Origin of the sequence: Roseivirga spongicola (genome assembly GCF_001592965.1) — a bacterium.
GTDB classification, from domain to species: Bacteria; Bacteroidota; Bacteroidia; order Cytophagales; family Cyclobacteriaceae; genus Roseivirga; species Roseivirga spongicola.
The window spans coordinates 1,104,743-1,120,375 of sequence record NZ_LRPC01000028.1 but is presented as its reverse complement, the minus strand read 5'-3'; the positions used below and the strand labels follow the sequence as shown (position 1 = coordinate 1,120,375).

17 protein-coding genes are annotated in these 15,633 nt (G+C 40.8%); 3 read left to right on the top strand and 14 right to left on the bottom strand.

The annotated features are described in order from the left end of the window. Window position 1 precedes the first annotated feature (1 nt). The 3 genes from AWW68_RS16815 to AWW68_RS20405 are packed head-to-tail and all read left to right on the top strand — an operon-like array spanning window position 2 to window position 1,988. Window positions 2–991: a TIGR03571 family LLM class oxidoreductase gene (locus tag AWW68_RS16815; protein WP_068223621.1), complete on the top strand. Its 990-nt coding sequence runs from the start codon at window positions 2–4 to the stop codon at window positions 989–991. Between the two features lie 11 nt (window positions 992–1,002). Next, window positions 1,003–1,362, top strand: a complete 360-nt coding sequence (locus AWW68_RS20410; RefSeq protein ID WP_317038762.1) for an aldo/keto reductase — start codon at window positions 1,003–1,005, stop codon at window positions 1,360–1,362. Then, a complete protein-coding gene (locus AWW68_RS20405) occupies window positions 1,362–1,988 on the top strand; it encodes an aldo/keto reductase (protein ID WP_317038761.1) in 627 nt (208 codons plus the stop codon). The genes AWW68_RS20410 and AWW68_RS20405 overlap by 1 nt, the downstream gene beginning before the upstream one ends. Window positions 1,989–2,178: 190 nt before the next feature. Here the strand turns inward: AWW68_RS20405 and AWW68_RS16805 are convergent, their stop codons facing one another. The 14 genes from AWW68_RS16805 to AWW68_RS16745 all read right to left on the bottom strand — a co-directional run bounded on the left by AWW68_RS16805 (window position 2,179) and on the right by AWW68_RS16745 (window position 15,630). Continuing rightward, entirely contained in the window at window positions 2,179–2,943 is a 765-nt protein-coding gene (locus tag AWW68_RS16805; RefSeq protein ID WP_068223618.1) for an MBL fold metallo-hydrolase, read from the bottom strand. Between the two features lie 53 nt (window positions 2,944–2,996). Further along, complete coding sequence (locus AWW68_RS16800) at window positions 2,997–3,569, bottom strand: Crp/Fnr family transcriptional regulator (protein ID WP_068223615.1); 573 nt, start codon at window positions 3,567–3,569, stop codon at window positions 2,997–2,999. Between the two features lie 72 nt (window positions 3,570–3,641). Beyond that, window positions 3,642–4,553, bottom strand: a complete 912-nt coding sequence (locus AWW68_RS16795; protein WP_068223613.1) for a helix-turn-helix domain-containing protein — start codon at window positions 4,551–4,553, stop codon at window positions 3,642–3,644. A 6-nt stretch (window positions 4,554–4,559) separates the two neighbouring features. Further along, window positions 4,560–5,375, bottom strand: coding sequence for an oxidoreductase (locus AWW68_RS16790; protein ID WP_068223610.1), 816 nt, complete (start codon window positions 5,373–5,375; stop codon window positions 4,560–4,562). 666 nt (window positions 5,376–6,041) lie between these two features. Continuing rightward, entirely contained in the window at window positions 6,042–6,548 is a 507-nt protein-coding gene (locus AWW68_RS16785) for a lactoylglutathione lyase family protein (RefSeq protein WP_068223607.1), read from the bottom strand. 137 nt (window positions 6,549–6,685) lie between these two features. Continuing rightward, window positions 6,686–7,267, bottom strand: coding sequence for a YdeI/OmpD-associated family protein (locus AWW68_RS16780; RefSeq protein WP_068223604.1), 582 nt, complete (start codon window positions 7,265–7,267; stop codon window positions 6,686–6,688). A 70-nt stretch (window positions 7,268–7,337) separates the two neighbouring features. After that, on the bottom strand, window positions 7,338–8,264 hold the full coding sequence (locus AWW68_RS16775) for an alpha/beta hydrolase (protein ID WP_068223601.1): 927 nt from the start codon (window positions 8,262–8,264) through the stop codon (window positions 7,338–7,340). A 510-nt stretch (window positions 8,265–8,774) separates the two neighbouring features. Further along, window positions 8,775–9,563, bottom strand: a complete 789-nt coding sequence (bla, locus tag AWW68_RS16770) for a subclass B1 metallo-beta-lactamase (RefSeq protein ID WP_084375725.1) — start codon at window positions 9,561–9,563, stop codon at window positions 8,775–8,777. A 512-nt stretch (window positions 9,564–10,075) separates the two neighbouring features. Further along, window positions 10,076–10,954, bottom strand: a complete 879-nt coding sequence (gene cysM, locus AWW68_RS16765; protein ID WP_068223599.1) for a cysteine synthase CysM — start codon at window positions 10,952–10,954, stop codon at window positions 10,076–10,078. Beyond that, window positions 10,951–11,787, bottom strand: a complete 837-nt coding sequence (epsC, locus tag AWW68_RS16760; RefSeq protein ID WP_068223596.1) for a serine O-acetyltransferase EpsC — start codon at window positions 11,785–11,787, stop codon at window positions 10,951–10,953. The genes cysM and epsC overlap by 4 nt, the downstream gene beginning before the upstream one ends. A gap of 81 nt (window positions 11,788–11,868) precedes the next feature. Then, window positions 11,869–12,102: a hypothetical protein gene (locus AWW68_RS20175; RefSeq protein ID WP_157717692.1), complete on the bottom strand. Its 234-nt coding sequence runs from the start codon at window positions 12,100–12,102 to the stop codon at window positions 11,869–11,871. A 266-nt stretch (window positions 12,103–12,368) separates the two neighbouring features. After that, complete coding sequence (locus AWW68_RS16755; RefSeq protein ID WP_068223593.1) at window positions 12,369–13,265, bottom strand: hypothetical protein; 897 nt, start codon at window positions 13,263–13,265, stop codon at window positions 12,369–12,371. Between the two features lie 9 nt (window positions 13,266–13,274). Next, window positions 13,275–13,529 carry a hypothetical protein gene (locus tag AWW68_RS16750; protein ID WP_068223589.1) on the bottom strand — a complete coding sequence of 85 codons (255 nt, stop codon included), beginning with the start codon at window positions 13,527–13,529 and terminating at the stop codon, window positions 13,275–13,277. Window positions 13,530–14,712: 1,183 nt separating this feature from the next. Continuing rightward, a complete protein-coding gene (locus AWW68_RS16745; protein ID WP_068223587.1) occupies window positions 14,713–15,630 on the bottom strand; it encodes an adenylate/guanylate cyclase domain-containing protein in 918 nt (305 codons plus the stop codon). Between the last annotated feature and the right edge of the window lie 3 nt (window positions 15,631–15,633).

The following is a 15,633-nucleotide window of genomic DNA, read 5'->3' as shown; positions in this document are numbered from 1 at the left end:
TATGGATACTATTTGTAAGCTCCATCATCCAGGAAGAATGACCATTGGGCTTGAAATGCCCCTAGATAATGATTGGTCTTTGGCCGGGGATAGAAAGCGCAAAGAGGAGGGAAGACCCTTTGGTGTGCCAGATATGAGCCGGCAATTTGTTCGAGCAAAACTGGCCGATCAGCTGGGGTTCAATACACTTTGGGTACGGGAAGTACCTTTGTACGATCCCACTTTTGGTGATGCAGCCCAGCTTTTCGATACATTAAGTTACCTCGGCTATCTGGCTGGGGTAACTGACAACATTCTTTTAGGAACTGCGGCTATTGTAATGCCGCTCCATAATCCGTTACAGTTGGCAAAAGCTGCTGCCACCATTGAAAACTTATCTGATAGTAGGTTTTTAATGGGAGTTGGTTTAGGCGATAGGCCAGTGGAGTTTCCTGTGCTTGGTCATAGTTTTGACGATAGGGATGAACGCTTCAGAAGAAATTATGAAATCGTAAAAGAGGCTTGGAAGGAGGATCATAACCTTCAGGCTTATTATGAAACGCTGAACGCCAACTATCAAGTTTATCCTAAGCCAAAGCATAAAGTGCCGTGGGTTTTAGCCGGTAGAGCTAGGCAGTCTATGGATTGGATTGCTCAAAACATGGACGCTTGGTTTAGCTATCCAAGGCCTGTTGAACAGGCGAAGGAAGTGGTGCTCAACTGGCGAGATGCACTTTATGATAACGACCAGCCAGAAAAGCCATACATCACAGCCATTCATCTGAACTTAACCAAAGACAAAGACCAGGCTTTTAGTCCTGCGCGTTTTGGCGGATTGATTGGGATTAATCGAGTAGCTGATCTGATGATGGATTATCAGAAAGCTGGGGTCTCGCACATGGCCATTCACTTACGGAAATCAGAATTGCCAATTGAAGAGGCAATGGAACAGTTGGGAGAACACGTGCTCCCGCATTTTAAAAATCAAATGGCAGACTGCCTGCCAGCTTAAACAATTAGAATATGAACTTAAGAAAGTTAGGAAATACAGATATAGAAGTTTCGCCTATTGCTTTTGGTGCCTTTGCTATTGGAGGAACCATGTGGGCAGGGAACGAAGAAAAGGACTCGATTAACGCAATTCACGCAGCCATAGACAATGGTATCTCTACCTTAGATACCGCACCATTTTATGGCTTGGGTAGAAGTGAAGAGTTGATAGGGAAGGCCATTGCGGATAAGCGTAGAGAAGACATTCAGATCTTGAACAAGTTCGGACTTGTCTGGGATGGAAGTAATAACGGAAAGGGTGATTACTTCTTTGATACTGAGGATAACGGGAAGAACTATTCCATTTTAAGTTTGCCTCAAAAGAAAATGTAGTGAAGGAAGTAGAGGAGAGTTTGAAGCGACTAGGCACGGACTATATTGACTTGTTGCAATTGCATTGGCCAGATTCTACCACGCCTATTAGTGAAACTATGGAGGCCATGGAACGCCTACATGAGCAAGGCAAAATTAGAGCAGCAGGAGTTTGTAATTACAGTGTAGATCAGTTGAAGGAAGCGGAACGAACTCTTAAACTGAGTTCTAACCAAGTTTCTTACAGCATGTTGCAACGTGGTATTGAAGCTGATTTAGTCCCATTTGCTCAGACTAATGACATGAGCTTAATTGCTTACAGCCCAATGGAAAGAGGCCTATTGACAGGTAAGTATTTCAAAGATGGAAAGCTAGAAGAGGCTGATCACAGAAACGGGTATTTTAAGCAGTTCGATTTAGAGCGAATTGAGAAAGTGCTAAATGAACTGTTGGTTATTGCCGATAGCTATAATGCTTCTCTTGCTCAGTTAGTACTTAATTGGACAATGAACCAGCCAGGAATTACAGTTACTTTGGCCGGAGCCAGAAATGAAAAGCAAGTAGCTTCTAATGCTGCAGCTATGAATTTATCAATCTCCGATGCTGACATGGCTAGTATTAACCAGCACCTTGAGTCATTAAAATAGGCTCATTTCTCATAAACATAATCTGAAAGAAGCTGTCTCAAAAGCTATTGTTTTCGTCATTCCCACCTTGAGCGCGAAGCTCTATCGACTTTTAGATATTTCCTTCTATGGTATCTGGATAGAGCCTCGAATGACGACTTATTTTTGAGACGGCTTCTTCTTATTGAAAACACCTAAGTGATTTACTCACTCAATAACTCACAAAATCACCATCGTTCGGAATGTCTACTTTTTCCAGAAGCCCATGCTTCTCTAAGAGTTTTTTGAGGTCTGCTCTTGTATTCGGACAATGATTGAGTGATTCCATATGATTAGCAAAAACATGCTTGGGAGAGTTTTGAACAAACATCACTATGTCATCGCTATTCATAAGTAAGCGCTTCCCAAAATCTAGCTGAGCCATACCTGCAGCCAAAACAGTAATATCTGGTTTGTACTGTTTTAATGCCTTATCTACATGTTCGGTGTAAACGGTATCAGAACTAATGTAAATTGATTTTTCATCAGGAAGAGCCAAATGGTAGCCCATAACATTGCCCGCAATGTGCTTTACAAAGCCGTAGCCATGTACAGCCTTCACTCCAGAGATGCTTCCACCCAAATAGTGCTTTGTTTCTCCATATTCTAGGGTTTCTGTAACGTTAAGGCCCTTTTTCTTCAGTTTGGCTACATCTAAAGCGCTGCACACCACAGGAATATTTCTTTCTTTTAAAAAGGCCACGCCTTCATCGTCAATATGGTCAGGGTGAAGGTGGGTGATGAGGCAGTGCGTAACCTTCTCCAGTATATCAAAAGCGTTTGCAGGTAGGTCTACCAGAGGGTTTTTTCTTGGCTTGAACCTAAAAAGTGTAAATGGCGCACTCGTTCCCTTTTTACTCAGCATAGGGTCTACCAAAATTACCTGACGCTGAGTTTCTATGGCTAAGGTTGCATTTCTGAGATGATGAACTTTCATTTCTTTTTTTGTGCAAAGTTCAAAGCGAGGCTTGCCAAATGCCTTGATTCAAATCAATTTCTTTTGCGAATACGACTCAATGTTTCGGGTGTCATTCTTAAATAAGTAGCAATATGGTAAAGCGGTATTTGCTGTAGCCATTCGGGCTTGGTGTTTAACAAATCGAGATAAAGTTCATCTGGAGTGAGGCTGAAATGCTTGAACTCTTCTTGTTCTCTTAGCATTATATTTTGGCTGAATATCTCGTCTACAAACTCTTTCCCACATTTATAGCGCACCATAAACTCGTAGAAGGTTGCGCTATCCATTTGCTTAATTGTTGTATCGGTAAGGCTTTCCTGATACTTACGCCTTTTACCTTGGTTAAGCAGTAAATGAAAGTCTGTAGTAAATTCTCCTTCCAGATAAAACTGAGTGTTCATTTCTCGCTCTTCATGGGCAAAATATTCGCGAACAATGCCTTGACTGACGAACCTCAGATGATTTTCCGTTTCATCTTTGCCTACAATCAAACTACCCTTTTTGTAGGTTTTGGTTTTGAAAGCCTTAGAAAACTCAGTCAGCCCTTCCTGATTGAATGGGAATTTGCTGTTGAAGAACTCAAAAATCTGATTATTGTGATTCACCTATCTGCTTGGTTTGCAAGGGTAACAATAGTGTAAGAGAAATGGTGCAAAACCAAGGGGTTTGGTGTTGAATTAATCCACCTGCCTATAAGCTTGAGGCGTCATTCCGGTTTTGCTTTTGAATAGTCGGCTGAAGTAGTGCGGGTAATTAAAGCCGAGGGAATAGGCTATTTCGCTGATAGAATGTTGTTCGCTCAACAAGAGGATTTTCGCTTTATCTATAATGAAGTTATTGATATGATCTTTTGCATGTTGCCCCGTTTCTTTCTTTAGAACATCGCTTAAATAGTTAGCCGAAAGATTAATGCGTTCGGCAAAATAGTCAATGCTAGGAACACCACTTTCGCTTAATAAACCTTGCTGATAGTATTGATTTAAAAGCTGTTGAAACTGACTGAGTAAATCGTTGTTTTGTGCCGAACGCGTATTAAACTGTCTAGCATAATACCGCTGAGAAAGATCCAGAAGCAAGGTGAGGGAAGAGGCTATGACAGTTTGGCTATGGTTGTCAATTCGTTCGCCAACTTCTTGCTCTATCAGTTTTACGCAATTGGTGATAGTTGCCTGCTCGGCTTCTGAGAGATGGAGTGCCTCATGTACTTCATAATCGAAGAATCTATAGTTATCGATATTCCGGCCTAGATCTGTGTTTCTAATCAGATCTGGATGAAAGAAAAGCATCCAACCTTGAACTTCATTTCGTTTTTGTGTTTGTTCCACAGACTGCACCTGATTGGGTGAAGTGAAGAACATAACCCCTTCATCAAAGTCATAGTGATTTCTACCGTACTGCAGGCCACAGCTTTTATCTTTGAGGCCTATGCTGTACAAATCGCTAGTCATTTTTAGCTCCAACATTTCTTCCGTAATCTCCCAATCTGCCACATTAATAATGCTTATTAGCGGATGTGAGGGTTTGTCGAATCCAGCCAATTCATGCAATCGGCTGATGGATGAAATGTGGAGCATGTTCGGCTTTGGCATTATTAGTTATTTGAATTGGCTCATAATCATTTTATCGAAAATGCTGTCGCCAAACCATTTTCTAATAAATATAGCAGGTTTGGCCATGTAGCCTTTTACGTACCTCTTTTTTGGGTTCGATTCAGTTGCTGCTTTTGCCATTACCTCTCCTAGAACATCGGCATCGGTTAGCTGATTTCCAGTGTACATTTGCTTCATGCCTTTGGCTACCTTATTGGCAAAGTTTGCGTAAGCTCCATTTCCTGAAGTCTTTTGAAGATTTTCAGCGGCTATGGTTCCCCAGTCGGTTTTTATTCCCCCTGGTTCTACAACCACTACATCTATTCCATGCTCTTTTACCTCCAACCTCAGGCAATCGCTCCAGCCTTCAACAGCATGCTTGGTGGCATGATACCAGGCGCCAAAAGGTGTATAGATTTTTCCACCTACAGATGTAATATTCACTATGCGCCCGCTTTTTTGCTTGCGCATAACTGGGAGAACAAGCTGAGTAATGCGAGCCAATCCGAACATATTCACTTCAAACTGACGCTTGGCTTCTTCTATAGAAACATCTTCTACCGAGCCGTAAGAACCATAACCAGCATTGTTGATGAGAACATCAATTCTGCCTTCTTTTTCAAGAATATGGTTAACGGCATTTACAATTGAATCATCTTTGGTAAGGTCTAGGGCTATTGTTTTCATCCCCTTTTCCTCTAGATCTTTCATTTGGTCTACCCTGCGTGCTGCGCCATAAACCGTGTATCCTTTTTTGTGAAGTATATGTGCGGTAGACTTGCCCATGCCTGAGCTAGCCCCTGTAATAATTGCTACTTTCATTTTCCTTTTTGTTTACTCAAAGGTAACTAGCTAATTTCCTAATGGTTAACACATAGTAGGGAAGGACTAACACAATTTCCGGTCTCTATACTGTCTAAACATCATGCAGTGGGTTGCCAACCTACTGTCAAAGCACCCTCGATACAATCGAGGATAAGTTTTATGTCCCTTTAGGGACTTAAAATAGGTAGCTATTGAGTGGTGATAATATTTGAATGTGCCTTTAGGTACATAGCATGCTGTACCTAAAGGCACTGTTGGGTAAGGCTGTAGATTTGGGGCTACCGATGTAACGTCCCTCTGGGACTTTGTGTTAGTTTTTGTCCGTTACAAACCGACAGTTCTGTCATCCTCGATGCAATCAAGGATGAGACTAAAATCTAGAGTCTGACGTTTGAAATCTAAATTTTTACTAGTCATCGTTTATAACGAGGACTGACGAGAAAGGCATCTTTGATTCAGCAACTAAAGAAGCGGCTTAGAACAAGATTGAGAAGTGTCTTTTGTCGGTTATAAACCGACTACTCAAGCACCCTCGATACAATCAAGAATGAGTTTGATGTCCGAATTCTGAACTCTATAGTTTTACTGGTCAATGTTTAAAACGATGACTAATAGAGCTCAAAAAAATTAAGGCCTCACTTTTAGTGAAGCCTTAAAATTCGATTAATCTTGGTATGCTCCCGAAGAGTAAGTGAGCTCATAACTGTGAGAATAAATCTCGAATACTACACCAAATGGATCTTCTACATAAACCATTTTATACGGTTTTTCATCTGGGTAATACTCACGAATTGGCATTCTCTGTTTACCACCTTTGGCAACGATTTTTTCTGTTAAACCTTCAATGTCTGGGTCCTGTACGCAGAAGTGGAATAGACCTGTGTTGAATGGGTTAAACTCTGGTTTTTCTTCAGACATATTAGGAAAGGAGAATAGCTCAATACCTACTCCGTCAGAAGTGGACATATGTGCGATCTCGAACTCTTCCCAGTCTTCGCCAAAAACATCAATACACATCTGGCCAATGGCTGTATCTCTTTCTTTTTGAATCTTTGAAGGAGCCATAATCAGGTACCAGCCCATTACTTCTTCATAAAACTCAACTGCTTTTTTAAGGTCGGGCACGGTAATGCCTATATGCGAAAATGACCTCGGATAACTTTTATTCATATCTACTTTTTTTCAAATCAATAGGTGCGATTAACGTGTTGTGGAGGGTACTTAGTTCCACCTTGAGAGCTAGTAATCATTTAATAAGCATCCATTTTGAAATATGAAGTACAGTTGAACTTAGTTTATTAAACTTCTTACCTAAACTGTTTGGGTTTAAGGCCTTGACTAGCGCTTTCGACTAATTCTACAATCCGTTTTTTTCTCGTTTCAGGCCGTTTGGCGAAGGTTACCCAATGCAGCAACAGCTTTTTGGCTGAATTACTAAGTCCATTAAAAAATACCATAGCCTCTAGGTTGCTGGCTAAAGCTTCTTTTAGGTCTTTCGGGACTATCAGTGCCTCAACATCGTCCAATGCATTCCATGAACCATTTTCTTTTGCAACGACTATGCTTTGAAAACCGGCATCTGTCATTAGATTTTCCTCAATGAGTTGGGTCACTTTCTTTTTGTTGATTTTAGACCACATGCTATTTGGTTTTCGTTTGCTGAAATACTGCATGTAGCTTTCTTTATCGATGGTTTTCTTGGTGCTGTCTATCCACCCAAAGCAAAGTGCTTCGTCAACTGCGTCACTCCAGCTAAGTGAAGGTTTATTGCTTGAAGACTTATAGTAAACTAGCCAAATAGACTGTTCTGACTGATGGTTTTCGCTCAGCCATGCTCTCCATTCGGCTTTGTTTTTTGGGTGAAAAGTTGCTTGGGATTTCTCAGTCATGGCTCACTTTGTGGCAATGTTAGTAAGGGTAAGTGACAGCCTTATGTCAGTAGTGAGCGAGAAAAAGGAGTTAGTTTTTCAAAAGCTGCTGTACCCATTGAATAAGCTCAACCTCATTTACGATTGACCATGAATGCGGATGCCTTAATCCGGAGCTTCGATAGCCTGGTTGATTGGCAGGTACAAACTCCGCATTTTCATTTCCCATTAATAATAACCTGTTGATCATTTCGGAAGATGGCAGTGCATTTGTATCGAAAAGGCTCCTTCTTCTATTTTTTAGCTGCCAAACAATATCAACATCATGGTAAACTCTTACCGCTGTATTTTGTAAGAATCGTTCATTACCGGGTTGGTCAAGGTTAGCATTGAATGGTGTCAGTTTGTTGTAGTTCTCTGGCGAGTTGATTGGGTCTCCGATTTCACTAAGCATAATATTAGAAACGAAATTGGCCTCTCCTGTTCCGGCTGTAGAGTAGTCTTTTTTCAACTCTCTGTGAAAGTAGTCCCAAATGTGAAATAAATCAACTGGCGAATCGACACTAAAAACCCCTTGTGGTTGAATAACCGCCTTTTGACCAAGCTCTGCACAAAGCTCGGTATACCGTAAACTAATGGTGCCACCAGCAGAGAAACCACCCATTACGAATTGGTTTTTGTCTACTTTGTATTTCGATTTAACGTGCTCAAATGCTGAGTCGAGCTTTTTAATTACTGTCTCATCAGCATATAGCTTTTGTCCTCCAGCTATCGCAATGGTTAAAATGCCATTCGCGTAAGCTACATTTTGAATTTTACTCTCAGGGAAGATGCTTTCGGCTGTTTGGCCAAAACCGGGAAGCAGCACCAAAACACCCAGTATATCGTCCGATTCCGGCTCAACGGCCAGATAATAGCCATCGGCTGTACTTGAATCAAAAGTGATTTTCTGGTAATTCTGAGCCTGTAAATTGATTACTACTAGGTTCAGGGTAAGAATAGTAAATATGGCCCTCATTGGTGTGGTTTTATTTTGAAGAAACAGCTTTGGAAGAGCACAAGCAAATCATTGCCAGTCTACACAATGAGTTTTGTGGTAATTTAACATTTCAACAGCCTTTGTTAGGCTTGTTGAGAACACCAACAAGGGTCACGGAGCTGCGTATGCCAGTTCTAAGCAAGATTTTTTAAATCTTGGATACAATTGAGTATGAGTATTTTGTGGGTAGACATATATACCAATTAGAGCCCTGAATAAATCGAAACTCTTGTCCCGCTAGGAACTACATATCGGTAGGTTAAAGATTTTACGGTCTATATTGATGTGCCTTTAGGTACATAACATTACCTGCAGTACCTAAAAGGCACTGTTGGGTATGGCTGGAGATTCGTAGCTACTGATGTAACGTCCCTCTGGGACCTTGTGTTAGAAGTGAAAAATGGATAACGGTACTTGTACTTGGTACCTGAAGGTTGCGGAGTAATCATTCGGACATCCTCAACAGGATGGAAGCAAGGCAAATCAATTTTATTTATCATTGAATAGTTTAATGGTATAGTCTAAAAGAGCCGTGTTGCCAGTTTTTCCATGCCCTGGAATAACTATACTTGCCTCGGGGAATTTGGCTTTCACATTGGCAACGGTTTTTGACCATTGCTCAACATTTGCGTCATCCAAGTTTCCTTGGCTAGCACCAACCGATTTAACCAAGCAGCCTCCAAACAAAACTTTATCCTTTGAAAAATACCCGACTACGTTGTCTTCAGTGTGGCCTTCACCTAAAAAATGTGTCACTACCGTCTCGCTACTTAACTTCAATTCTAGACTATCTCTGAAAGCATTTATAGGCACGTTAAACTGATACTTATTGTCATTTAATAATGTTATAGTTCTTTTGCTAGCATATGTAGTGATGCCGTGAGCATCAAATTCATCAATGCCTCCTATACAGTCTTCATGGAAGTGTGTAGGAATAAGAGCTACTATTTTACTTTTTAATTCCGAACTTATAAACCTGATAAGTTCTCTAGAATTTTCTGAGTTAGTTGGCGTATCGAAAACTACACTTTCACCTTCATATATGATGAACATGCCATTACAGGGTACTTTACCAAAAGCCTCTGTATCCAAGTAAGAAATGTGTAGGTAAGTATGGTCTGATAACTTCACTACTGAAAGTGTTTCGCTCTTATAAACAATAGATTCTCCCTGTAGCGGTTGAGTTTTTTTCTGAACAGTTTGGCTTTCTGTATTTGCTTGGTTGCAAGAAAATAGAGTTAAGCAAAGAAATATAAAAGAGAGGAGTCTATTCTTCATTTTGTGGTTGTGGCCTCGTTAATATAAGACTATACTAATATAACCAGCTTCCATGATTAGTATGCTTTTAATGTTAGCTTAAAAACTATTGGAACCGAAAGGGGACCTAGCAAAGGGTTACACAGCTTTATATTGACAGTACAGTATAATGTGCAGTACCTAAAGGCATTGTTGGATAAGGCTGAGAATTAGTGGCTACAGATGTTGCGACCTTCTTGAACGTTGAGTTAGAAGTCGGTCGGTTATAAACCGACTGTTCTTACACCCTTGATGCAATCGAGGATGAGACTAAAATCTAGAGTCAGACGTCTGAAATCTATAGTTTTACTAGTCATCGTTTATAACGAGGACTGACGAGAAAGGCATCTTTGATGCTGAAACTAAAGAAGCGGCTTGGAGCAAGATTGAACAGTGTCTTATTTCGGTTACAAACCGACCTTCCCTTCATCCTCGATGCAATCGAGGATGAGTTCGATGTCTAGTATCTATGGTCTAACGTCTAATGTCTACCTTTACCCAAACAAATCACTGCTTAAGTATCTATCACCACGGTCGCAAACAATGTGGACGATAACGCCTTCTTCAATTTCTTCCGCGAGCTTAAGTGCGGCATGTAAGGCACCACCAGAGCTCATTCCGGCTAAAATGCCTTCTTCTTTGGCCATTCTACGAGTCATCATAGTGGCTTCTTCTTGGCTTACATCTATCACTCGGTCAACTCTGTGGGGTTCGAATATTTTTGGTAGAAACTCTGGCGACCATCTTCTAATACCCGGGATACTTGAACCATCGGTAGGCTGTGTACCTACAATCTGCACTTCAGGGTTTTGCTCTTTTAAGTAGCGAGAAACGCCCATAATAGTACCTGTAGTGCCCATGGCTGAAACAAAGTGCGTCACTTTGCCCTCAGTTGCATTCCATATTTCTCGGCCTGTGGTTTTATAATGTTGGCCATAGTTGTCTTCATTCGCAAACTGATTCAGCATAAAGTAGCCTTCTTCTGTGGCCATTTTTTCTGCCAATGTGCGACTGTATTCTATGGTTTGCTTGGCAGGGGTAAGGATCACTTTTGCTCCATAGGCCTCCATGCTCAAAACTCGTTCTCGAGTAGAGTTGTCAGGCATAATGAGAGTCATTTCAACCCCCATAATACTGGCAATCATGGCTAGGGCAATGCCCGTGTTACCACTAGTAGCTTCAACAAGTTTGTCACCTTTTTTGATGTCTCCACGGTCTAATGCGCCTTTAATCATGCCATAAGCCGCACGGTCTTTCACGCTTCCACCAGGATTGTTGCCTTCCAGCTTTCCGTAGACTTTAACTTTCGGGTTTGTGTTCAGGTGCCTATATTCAACCAATGGCGTATTGCCAATTAACTGCTCTATGTTCATGCGGTATGTCCTTTAAAAATAATGATATCGGTTTCGCCCTCGCTATTGTTCATTTGGGCCTGGTAGTACACTTTGCTAAATGGTGGTACGCTATGAGTAAGCCATACATTACCACCTATAATGCTATCGTGACCAATAGTCGTTTTTCCACCTAAAATTGTAGCCCCAGCATAGAGTACTACATTGTCCTCAATAGTTGGGTGGCGCTTTACCTTTGCATCTTTCTTGTCTACACTTAGTCCACCTAGTGTAACGCCCTGATAAACTTTCACATGGTCGCCAATAATGGCGGTTTCTCCAATTACAATACCAGTTCCATGGTCTATGCAGAAGAAGTTGCCAATGCTGGCGCCTGGGTGAATGTCAATTCCTGTTTTACTATGGGCGTATTCAGAGATGATCCGTGGAATTAGTTGAACGCCAAAACGATGCAAAGCATGGGCAATGCGATGGGCCGAAATAGCAAAGAAGCCAGGGTAGGTTCTAACTACTTCTGTTCTGCTTTTTGCTGCCGGATCGCCCTCTAACATGGCGGTAACATCTTGCTCCATTTGTTGGTGAATGGCAGGTAGTAACTCAAAGAATTTATCGGCTACTTCTTCAATATCATCCTCAGCCTTGATAGGATTTCGAGAAAGAATTTGATCTAATTGAAGCTTGAGTTTTTCAAAATGAAGCTCAAATTCTTTCTGTGAGTTGAATTGCTGTTTAGAGAAATCTGGAAAAAGTGTGCTCAAGAGTTCGTTGAACCATTCTGCCACTACTTCAGGAGATGGACAGGTGGGGCAGGCTTGTTGCCTGATGTATAGTTTGTTGATGAATTCTTGATTCATAATTGGCCAATGGATTAAAAGGCAAAAGAGTTCAAATGACTCTGAACTAGACGGATTTGAATGAAGGGAGTTGTGAAATGGCTATGAAAACCGTCTTTTATTTCCGCCTAAAAATCTGCGTTTCTCTCTTCGCTCGTTTTGATTGATCATAAAGAACAACAATGGACCAATAAGAAAAGCATGGAACAGTGGAAGCTGTAGCATTCTGCTTTGGTTATTCTTTCTGTCGCTTCGGTATTTTATGTACTTAATAAAACTGACCGTGTAGGTTAGCAGCACTAAGGAGAACAGAATAATCAACGTTTTAGTGGTCATATATAATTAAAAGGAATTGAGGGGAGAAGGTTTGGAAGATGCGGATAAATAACCAATGTAAAGCTAATAGGAGTACGCCCCGAGCTTGGCAAGTTCAGATAAAACTAGTGAATCTGCCAGTGCTTCCAAAGTATCATAATGGCACTGCGTTCAAAAAGATGAAAAAAACTCCGAGCTGAAGTTAATAGAAAGCGCAAACCATTTCCAGCGGCTGATTCATGGTGAAGCTAGTAAAGTGGCAGTTAGCGAATTCGTGCTAGTCCTTGTTAGTCACCGTTTTGCTTGATTTTAGAAAGGCAAAGGTCGATAAGTGTTAATGCTCTAAAAAATAAATAGTCAATTTGATGTAAGTCAGTTAATTCCTTCTTGTCTGTTTCATGGTGTCTAATTCTGTAGCTGTTCCCAATCTTAGTTAAGGTTAGAAATTCTGTCTCGAATTCTTCCTTTTTGAGGTTTGTAGCAATTGCAGATATTAGCTGAGTTGATGATTCCTTTTTGTCCGTTCCGTAATAAGTTTTGATACGTTCAAATGCGTCCCAAATTTTTTCAAGAGCTATTTGCTTATCATCAGGATGAAGGAAGCGTCTTTTTGCTTCATTAATGAGGTCATTCAACTCTGTATCTTTTGTGTTAGTTTCTTGGTTGAAAAGAAGATCTGTGTTCACGTTCATGTTCAGAAGGTGAGCCAAATCCAATTCTTCATTTGCTTTTATAGATTCAGAAATAAATTGTTGGAATTCTTCAATCGCCTTTGCATATGTTTCTTCAACTGAGGCATTATGTTTCTTGGGAAGCTTTTTAAAGTCTTTTTTATAGAACAATCCTTTACTAATTACATGAGATATTTGCCTTATATCGAGTTGTTTGAGAACACCCTCAACCCAATATCTTCGAGTGGTTCCATCATGTTGAAATGATAAATTTAACCGTTCAAAAAACGCTGTTAGATAGTAGGAGCTGCGATATGGGAATGAGTTATCATCCTCACCGCAAATCATCTGAGCAAGTTCAATTTCGAAATCAGGATTGTTTTCACGGCATTGTAACAGTTTTAACAGTTTAAGATCATCTGGGTTCGACTGATCCATTTCCTGTTTAAACATGTGATCTTGGACTATGGCCACCGCTCGATCAATTGATCCTTCTATCATTTGAATACTCATCTTCAAAAGTTAAAATGGTAGATCGTCATTCGAAAAATCTTCGGTTTCACTATAGAATTCAATAGACTTCAGCTTGCGAGCATAGTCGTCAGGGAGGTGTTTACTAATTTCTAAAATGAGTTCGTCAAATCTGTCCGTATTATTAAGTTCAGTTGATTTTTTGTATTCGGTTAACCTTTCAAGCAAACGCTTGAGTTTCCCATGGTCAATTGCTTTAGCAATTTTGATAATTCCCTCAACAATATTTTGAGTAGGTTCTTCCATATAGTGCAGGTATGGTGACTAAGGTTGGCTATCTGCCACCTTTATGGCCGATATAAATCATATAATTTATTAATCATTCCCGATGATCATTGTTATTCTATGGCTATTGGGAATTTTTGTCTTCCAGAAAAGCACATGAGTATTGTCAGGACGTGTGTTTTTCTATTATCAAGAAAGATATTTACAGGCTTAATTGCAAGAGTAGTGTAATAGAAGGTTTTTAGATTTTGGGAAGTGTTGGTGTTAAGTTGTGCGGAGTTATGGGCAGTGGTCAGACCACTATCACTACCAGAGTCTCTCACAGAGGACTTTGATAAATGATCTTGACCTTCCTCAGAGTCCCTTTCAGGAGACTCTGAGGGTGATTAGCGTACTGATCACCGAGCACCAAAAACTAAATCACTAAGCACCAAGCACTAATTCCTAATTCACTAATGATCAATGACTAATTCCCCTTTAGGCTCATATATTTTCTCGGAATTACGGTCTGATAGTGGCTTAAGGGAACAAACAGATTGCCGCGTCTCAAAACTTCACTCTGTTCATTTTGCTCCTCGCAATGGCGTGCTAAGATGGTTTTGGTTGTAAGGACTTAAAACCTACCAATTGCCAAACACTGAGCACCGAGCACCAAAAACCAGTTTCCATATCTACCTGACAGGCCTCTCCGCTGTGGTCGAGGTAAAAAGAGAGACTGAATGATTACGGACATAGTACCACCATCAGAGTCTCTCACAGAGGACTTTGATGAATGATCTTGACCCTCCTCAGAGTCCCTTTCAGGAGACTCTGAGGATGATTAGCGTACAGAGCACCGAGCACCAAAAACTAATTCACTAATGCGAATGACTAATTCACCAATTCCCCTTTAGGTATCTATACTTTCTAAGGATTACTGTTTGATAGTAATTTCAGGTAAGAGGGAGATTGCCACGTCTCAAAACTTCACTCTGTTCATTTTGCTCCTCGCAATGGCGTGCTAATATGGCTTTGGTTGTAAGGGTTTAAAACGTACCAAGTACGAAACACTGAGCACTGTGCACTAATAACTAATTCACTAATGACCAATTTACAAACTACCCTCATTCCCTAAAGGGATGCCCATAGATTCAGTTCTTGTGACAAAACTATATCCACTCACCCTTTAGGGCTGGGGTACAAACCAATTGACCAGTTCCCTAATTCACCTAACAAGGTGTCGGTTAACAGCGTGGACTCTGATTTTTTTGCTTTTGCCTTTGGCTTCAATTTCAAAGCTTTCTTGACAACGGCATTGACCTTCGAGTTTCTCAAACAGATCTGAAGAGATTAGAAAGCTGGTATTAAGAGTTTTGTTGGCTTGTTCTATTCGGCTAGCCATGTTTACGGTGTCTCCAATAGCGGCTTCTTTCTGCATGCCTTCAATGCCTATGGTTCCCCAAATGACTTTACCTGTGTGGGCGCCAAGTCTGATTTTAAAATCACTATCTATTATGTCGTGGACGGCAACATCGAATTTATCAATAGCTTCGCATAGCTCGAAGCCCGCATTCATCAGATTTTGGGCATGGTTCGGGTTGTCGTCTATTCCAAAGATGGCCAGAAAACCATCGCCATAATAGTCAACTATTCTACCACCGTATTTCTTAATAATGTTGCCAGCAATGTAGAAGTACTTATTCAGAATGTGTACTACATCATATGGAGGTGTTTTTTCGGTAAATGCTGTGTAGTCGGCAATGTCTACGAAGAGAATTGAGGCTTCCTTTTCTACACCCAGACTTCTGGCAGCGTGGTCTACGTCTTGCTTAAGAATTATTTCCTCATCTATTTGATCTAAAACCAAGCGCCTAACTTTTACATCTCCCTTTATTTTAGTTTGACAAGCGAGTCTTACTTGCTTTAATAGACCTAGCTGTTTGGCTAAAACAGACTCTTTCTCATTTCTTTCACAGACATTCTGCATCCCTTCTTCAATATAGATTCTACAGGTTGAACAGCGAGCTACGCCACCGCATGCATGTGTGTGTGGAACACCCGCAGCCAGTGTGTTTTCTAAAACCGTTTTGTCTGTCTCAGCAACCAGGCTCACCTGGTCGTTAATGAGTTCTATAACAGCCATGCG

Bases quoted from the DNA above. Each gene is read 5' to 3' on its own strand.
- AWW68_RS16750 (WP_068223589.1), bottom strand. From the start codon at position 13,529: ATGGAAGAACCTACTCAAAATATTGTTGAGGGAATTATCAAAATTGCT.
- bla (WP_084375725.1), bottom strand. From the start codon at position 9,563: ATGAAGAATAGACTCCTCTCTTTTATATTTCTTTGCTTAACTCTATTT.
- AWW68_RS16780 (WP_068223604.1), bottom strand. From the start codon at position 7,267: ATGACTGAGAAATCCCAAGCAACTTTTCACCCAAAAAACAAAGCCGAA.
- AWW68_RS16815 (WP_068223621.1), top strand. From the start codon at position 2: ATGGATACTATTTGTAAGCTCCATCATCCAGGAAGAATGACCATTGGG.
- AWW68_RS16775 (WP_068223601.1), bottom strand. From the start codon at position 8,264: ATGAGGGCCATATTTACTATTCTTACCCTGAACCTAGTAGTAATCAAT.
- AWW68_RS16790 (WP_068223610.1), bottom strand. From the start codon at position 5,375: ATGAAAGTAGCAATTATTACAGGGGCTAGCTCAGGCATGGGCAAGTCT.
- AWW68_RS16805 (WP_068223618.1), bottom strand. From the start codon at position 2,943: ATGAAAGTTCATCATCTCAGAAATGCAACCTTAGCCATAGAAACTCAG.
- AWW68_RS16755 (WP_068223593.1), bottom strand. From the start codon at position 13,265: ATGAGTATTCAAATGATAGAAGGATCAATTGATCGAGCGGTGGCCATA.
- AWW68_RS16785 (WP_068223607.1), bottom strand. From the start codon at position 6,548: ATGAATAAAAGTTATCCGAGGTCATTTTCGCATATAGGCATTACCGTG.
- cysM (WP_068223599.1), bottom strand. From the start codon at position 10,954: ATGAACATAGAGCAGTTAATTGGCAATACGCCATTGGTTGAATATAGG.
- AWW68_RS20410 (WP_317038762.1), top strand. From the start codon at position 1,003: ATGAACTTAAGAAAGTTAGGAAATACAGATATAGAAGTTTCGCCTATT.
- AWW68_RS16745 (WP_068223587.1), bottom strand. From the start codon at position 15,630: ATGGCTGTTATAGAACTCATTAACGACCAGGTGAGCCTGGTTGCTGAG.
- AWW68_RS20175 (WP_157717692.1), bottom strand. From the start codon at position 12,102: ATGACCACTAAAACGTTGATTATTCTGTTCTCCTTAGTGCTGCTAACC.
- epsC (WP_068223596.1), bottom strand. From the start codon at position 11,787: ATGAATCAAGAATTCATCAACAAACTATACATCAGGCAACAAGCCTGC.
- AWW68_RS16795 (WP_068223613.1), bottom strand. From the start codon at position 4,553: ATGCCAAAGCCGAACATGCTCCACATTTCATCCATCAGCCGATTGCAT.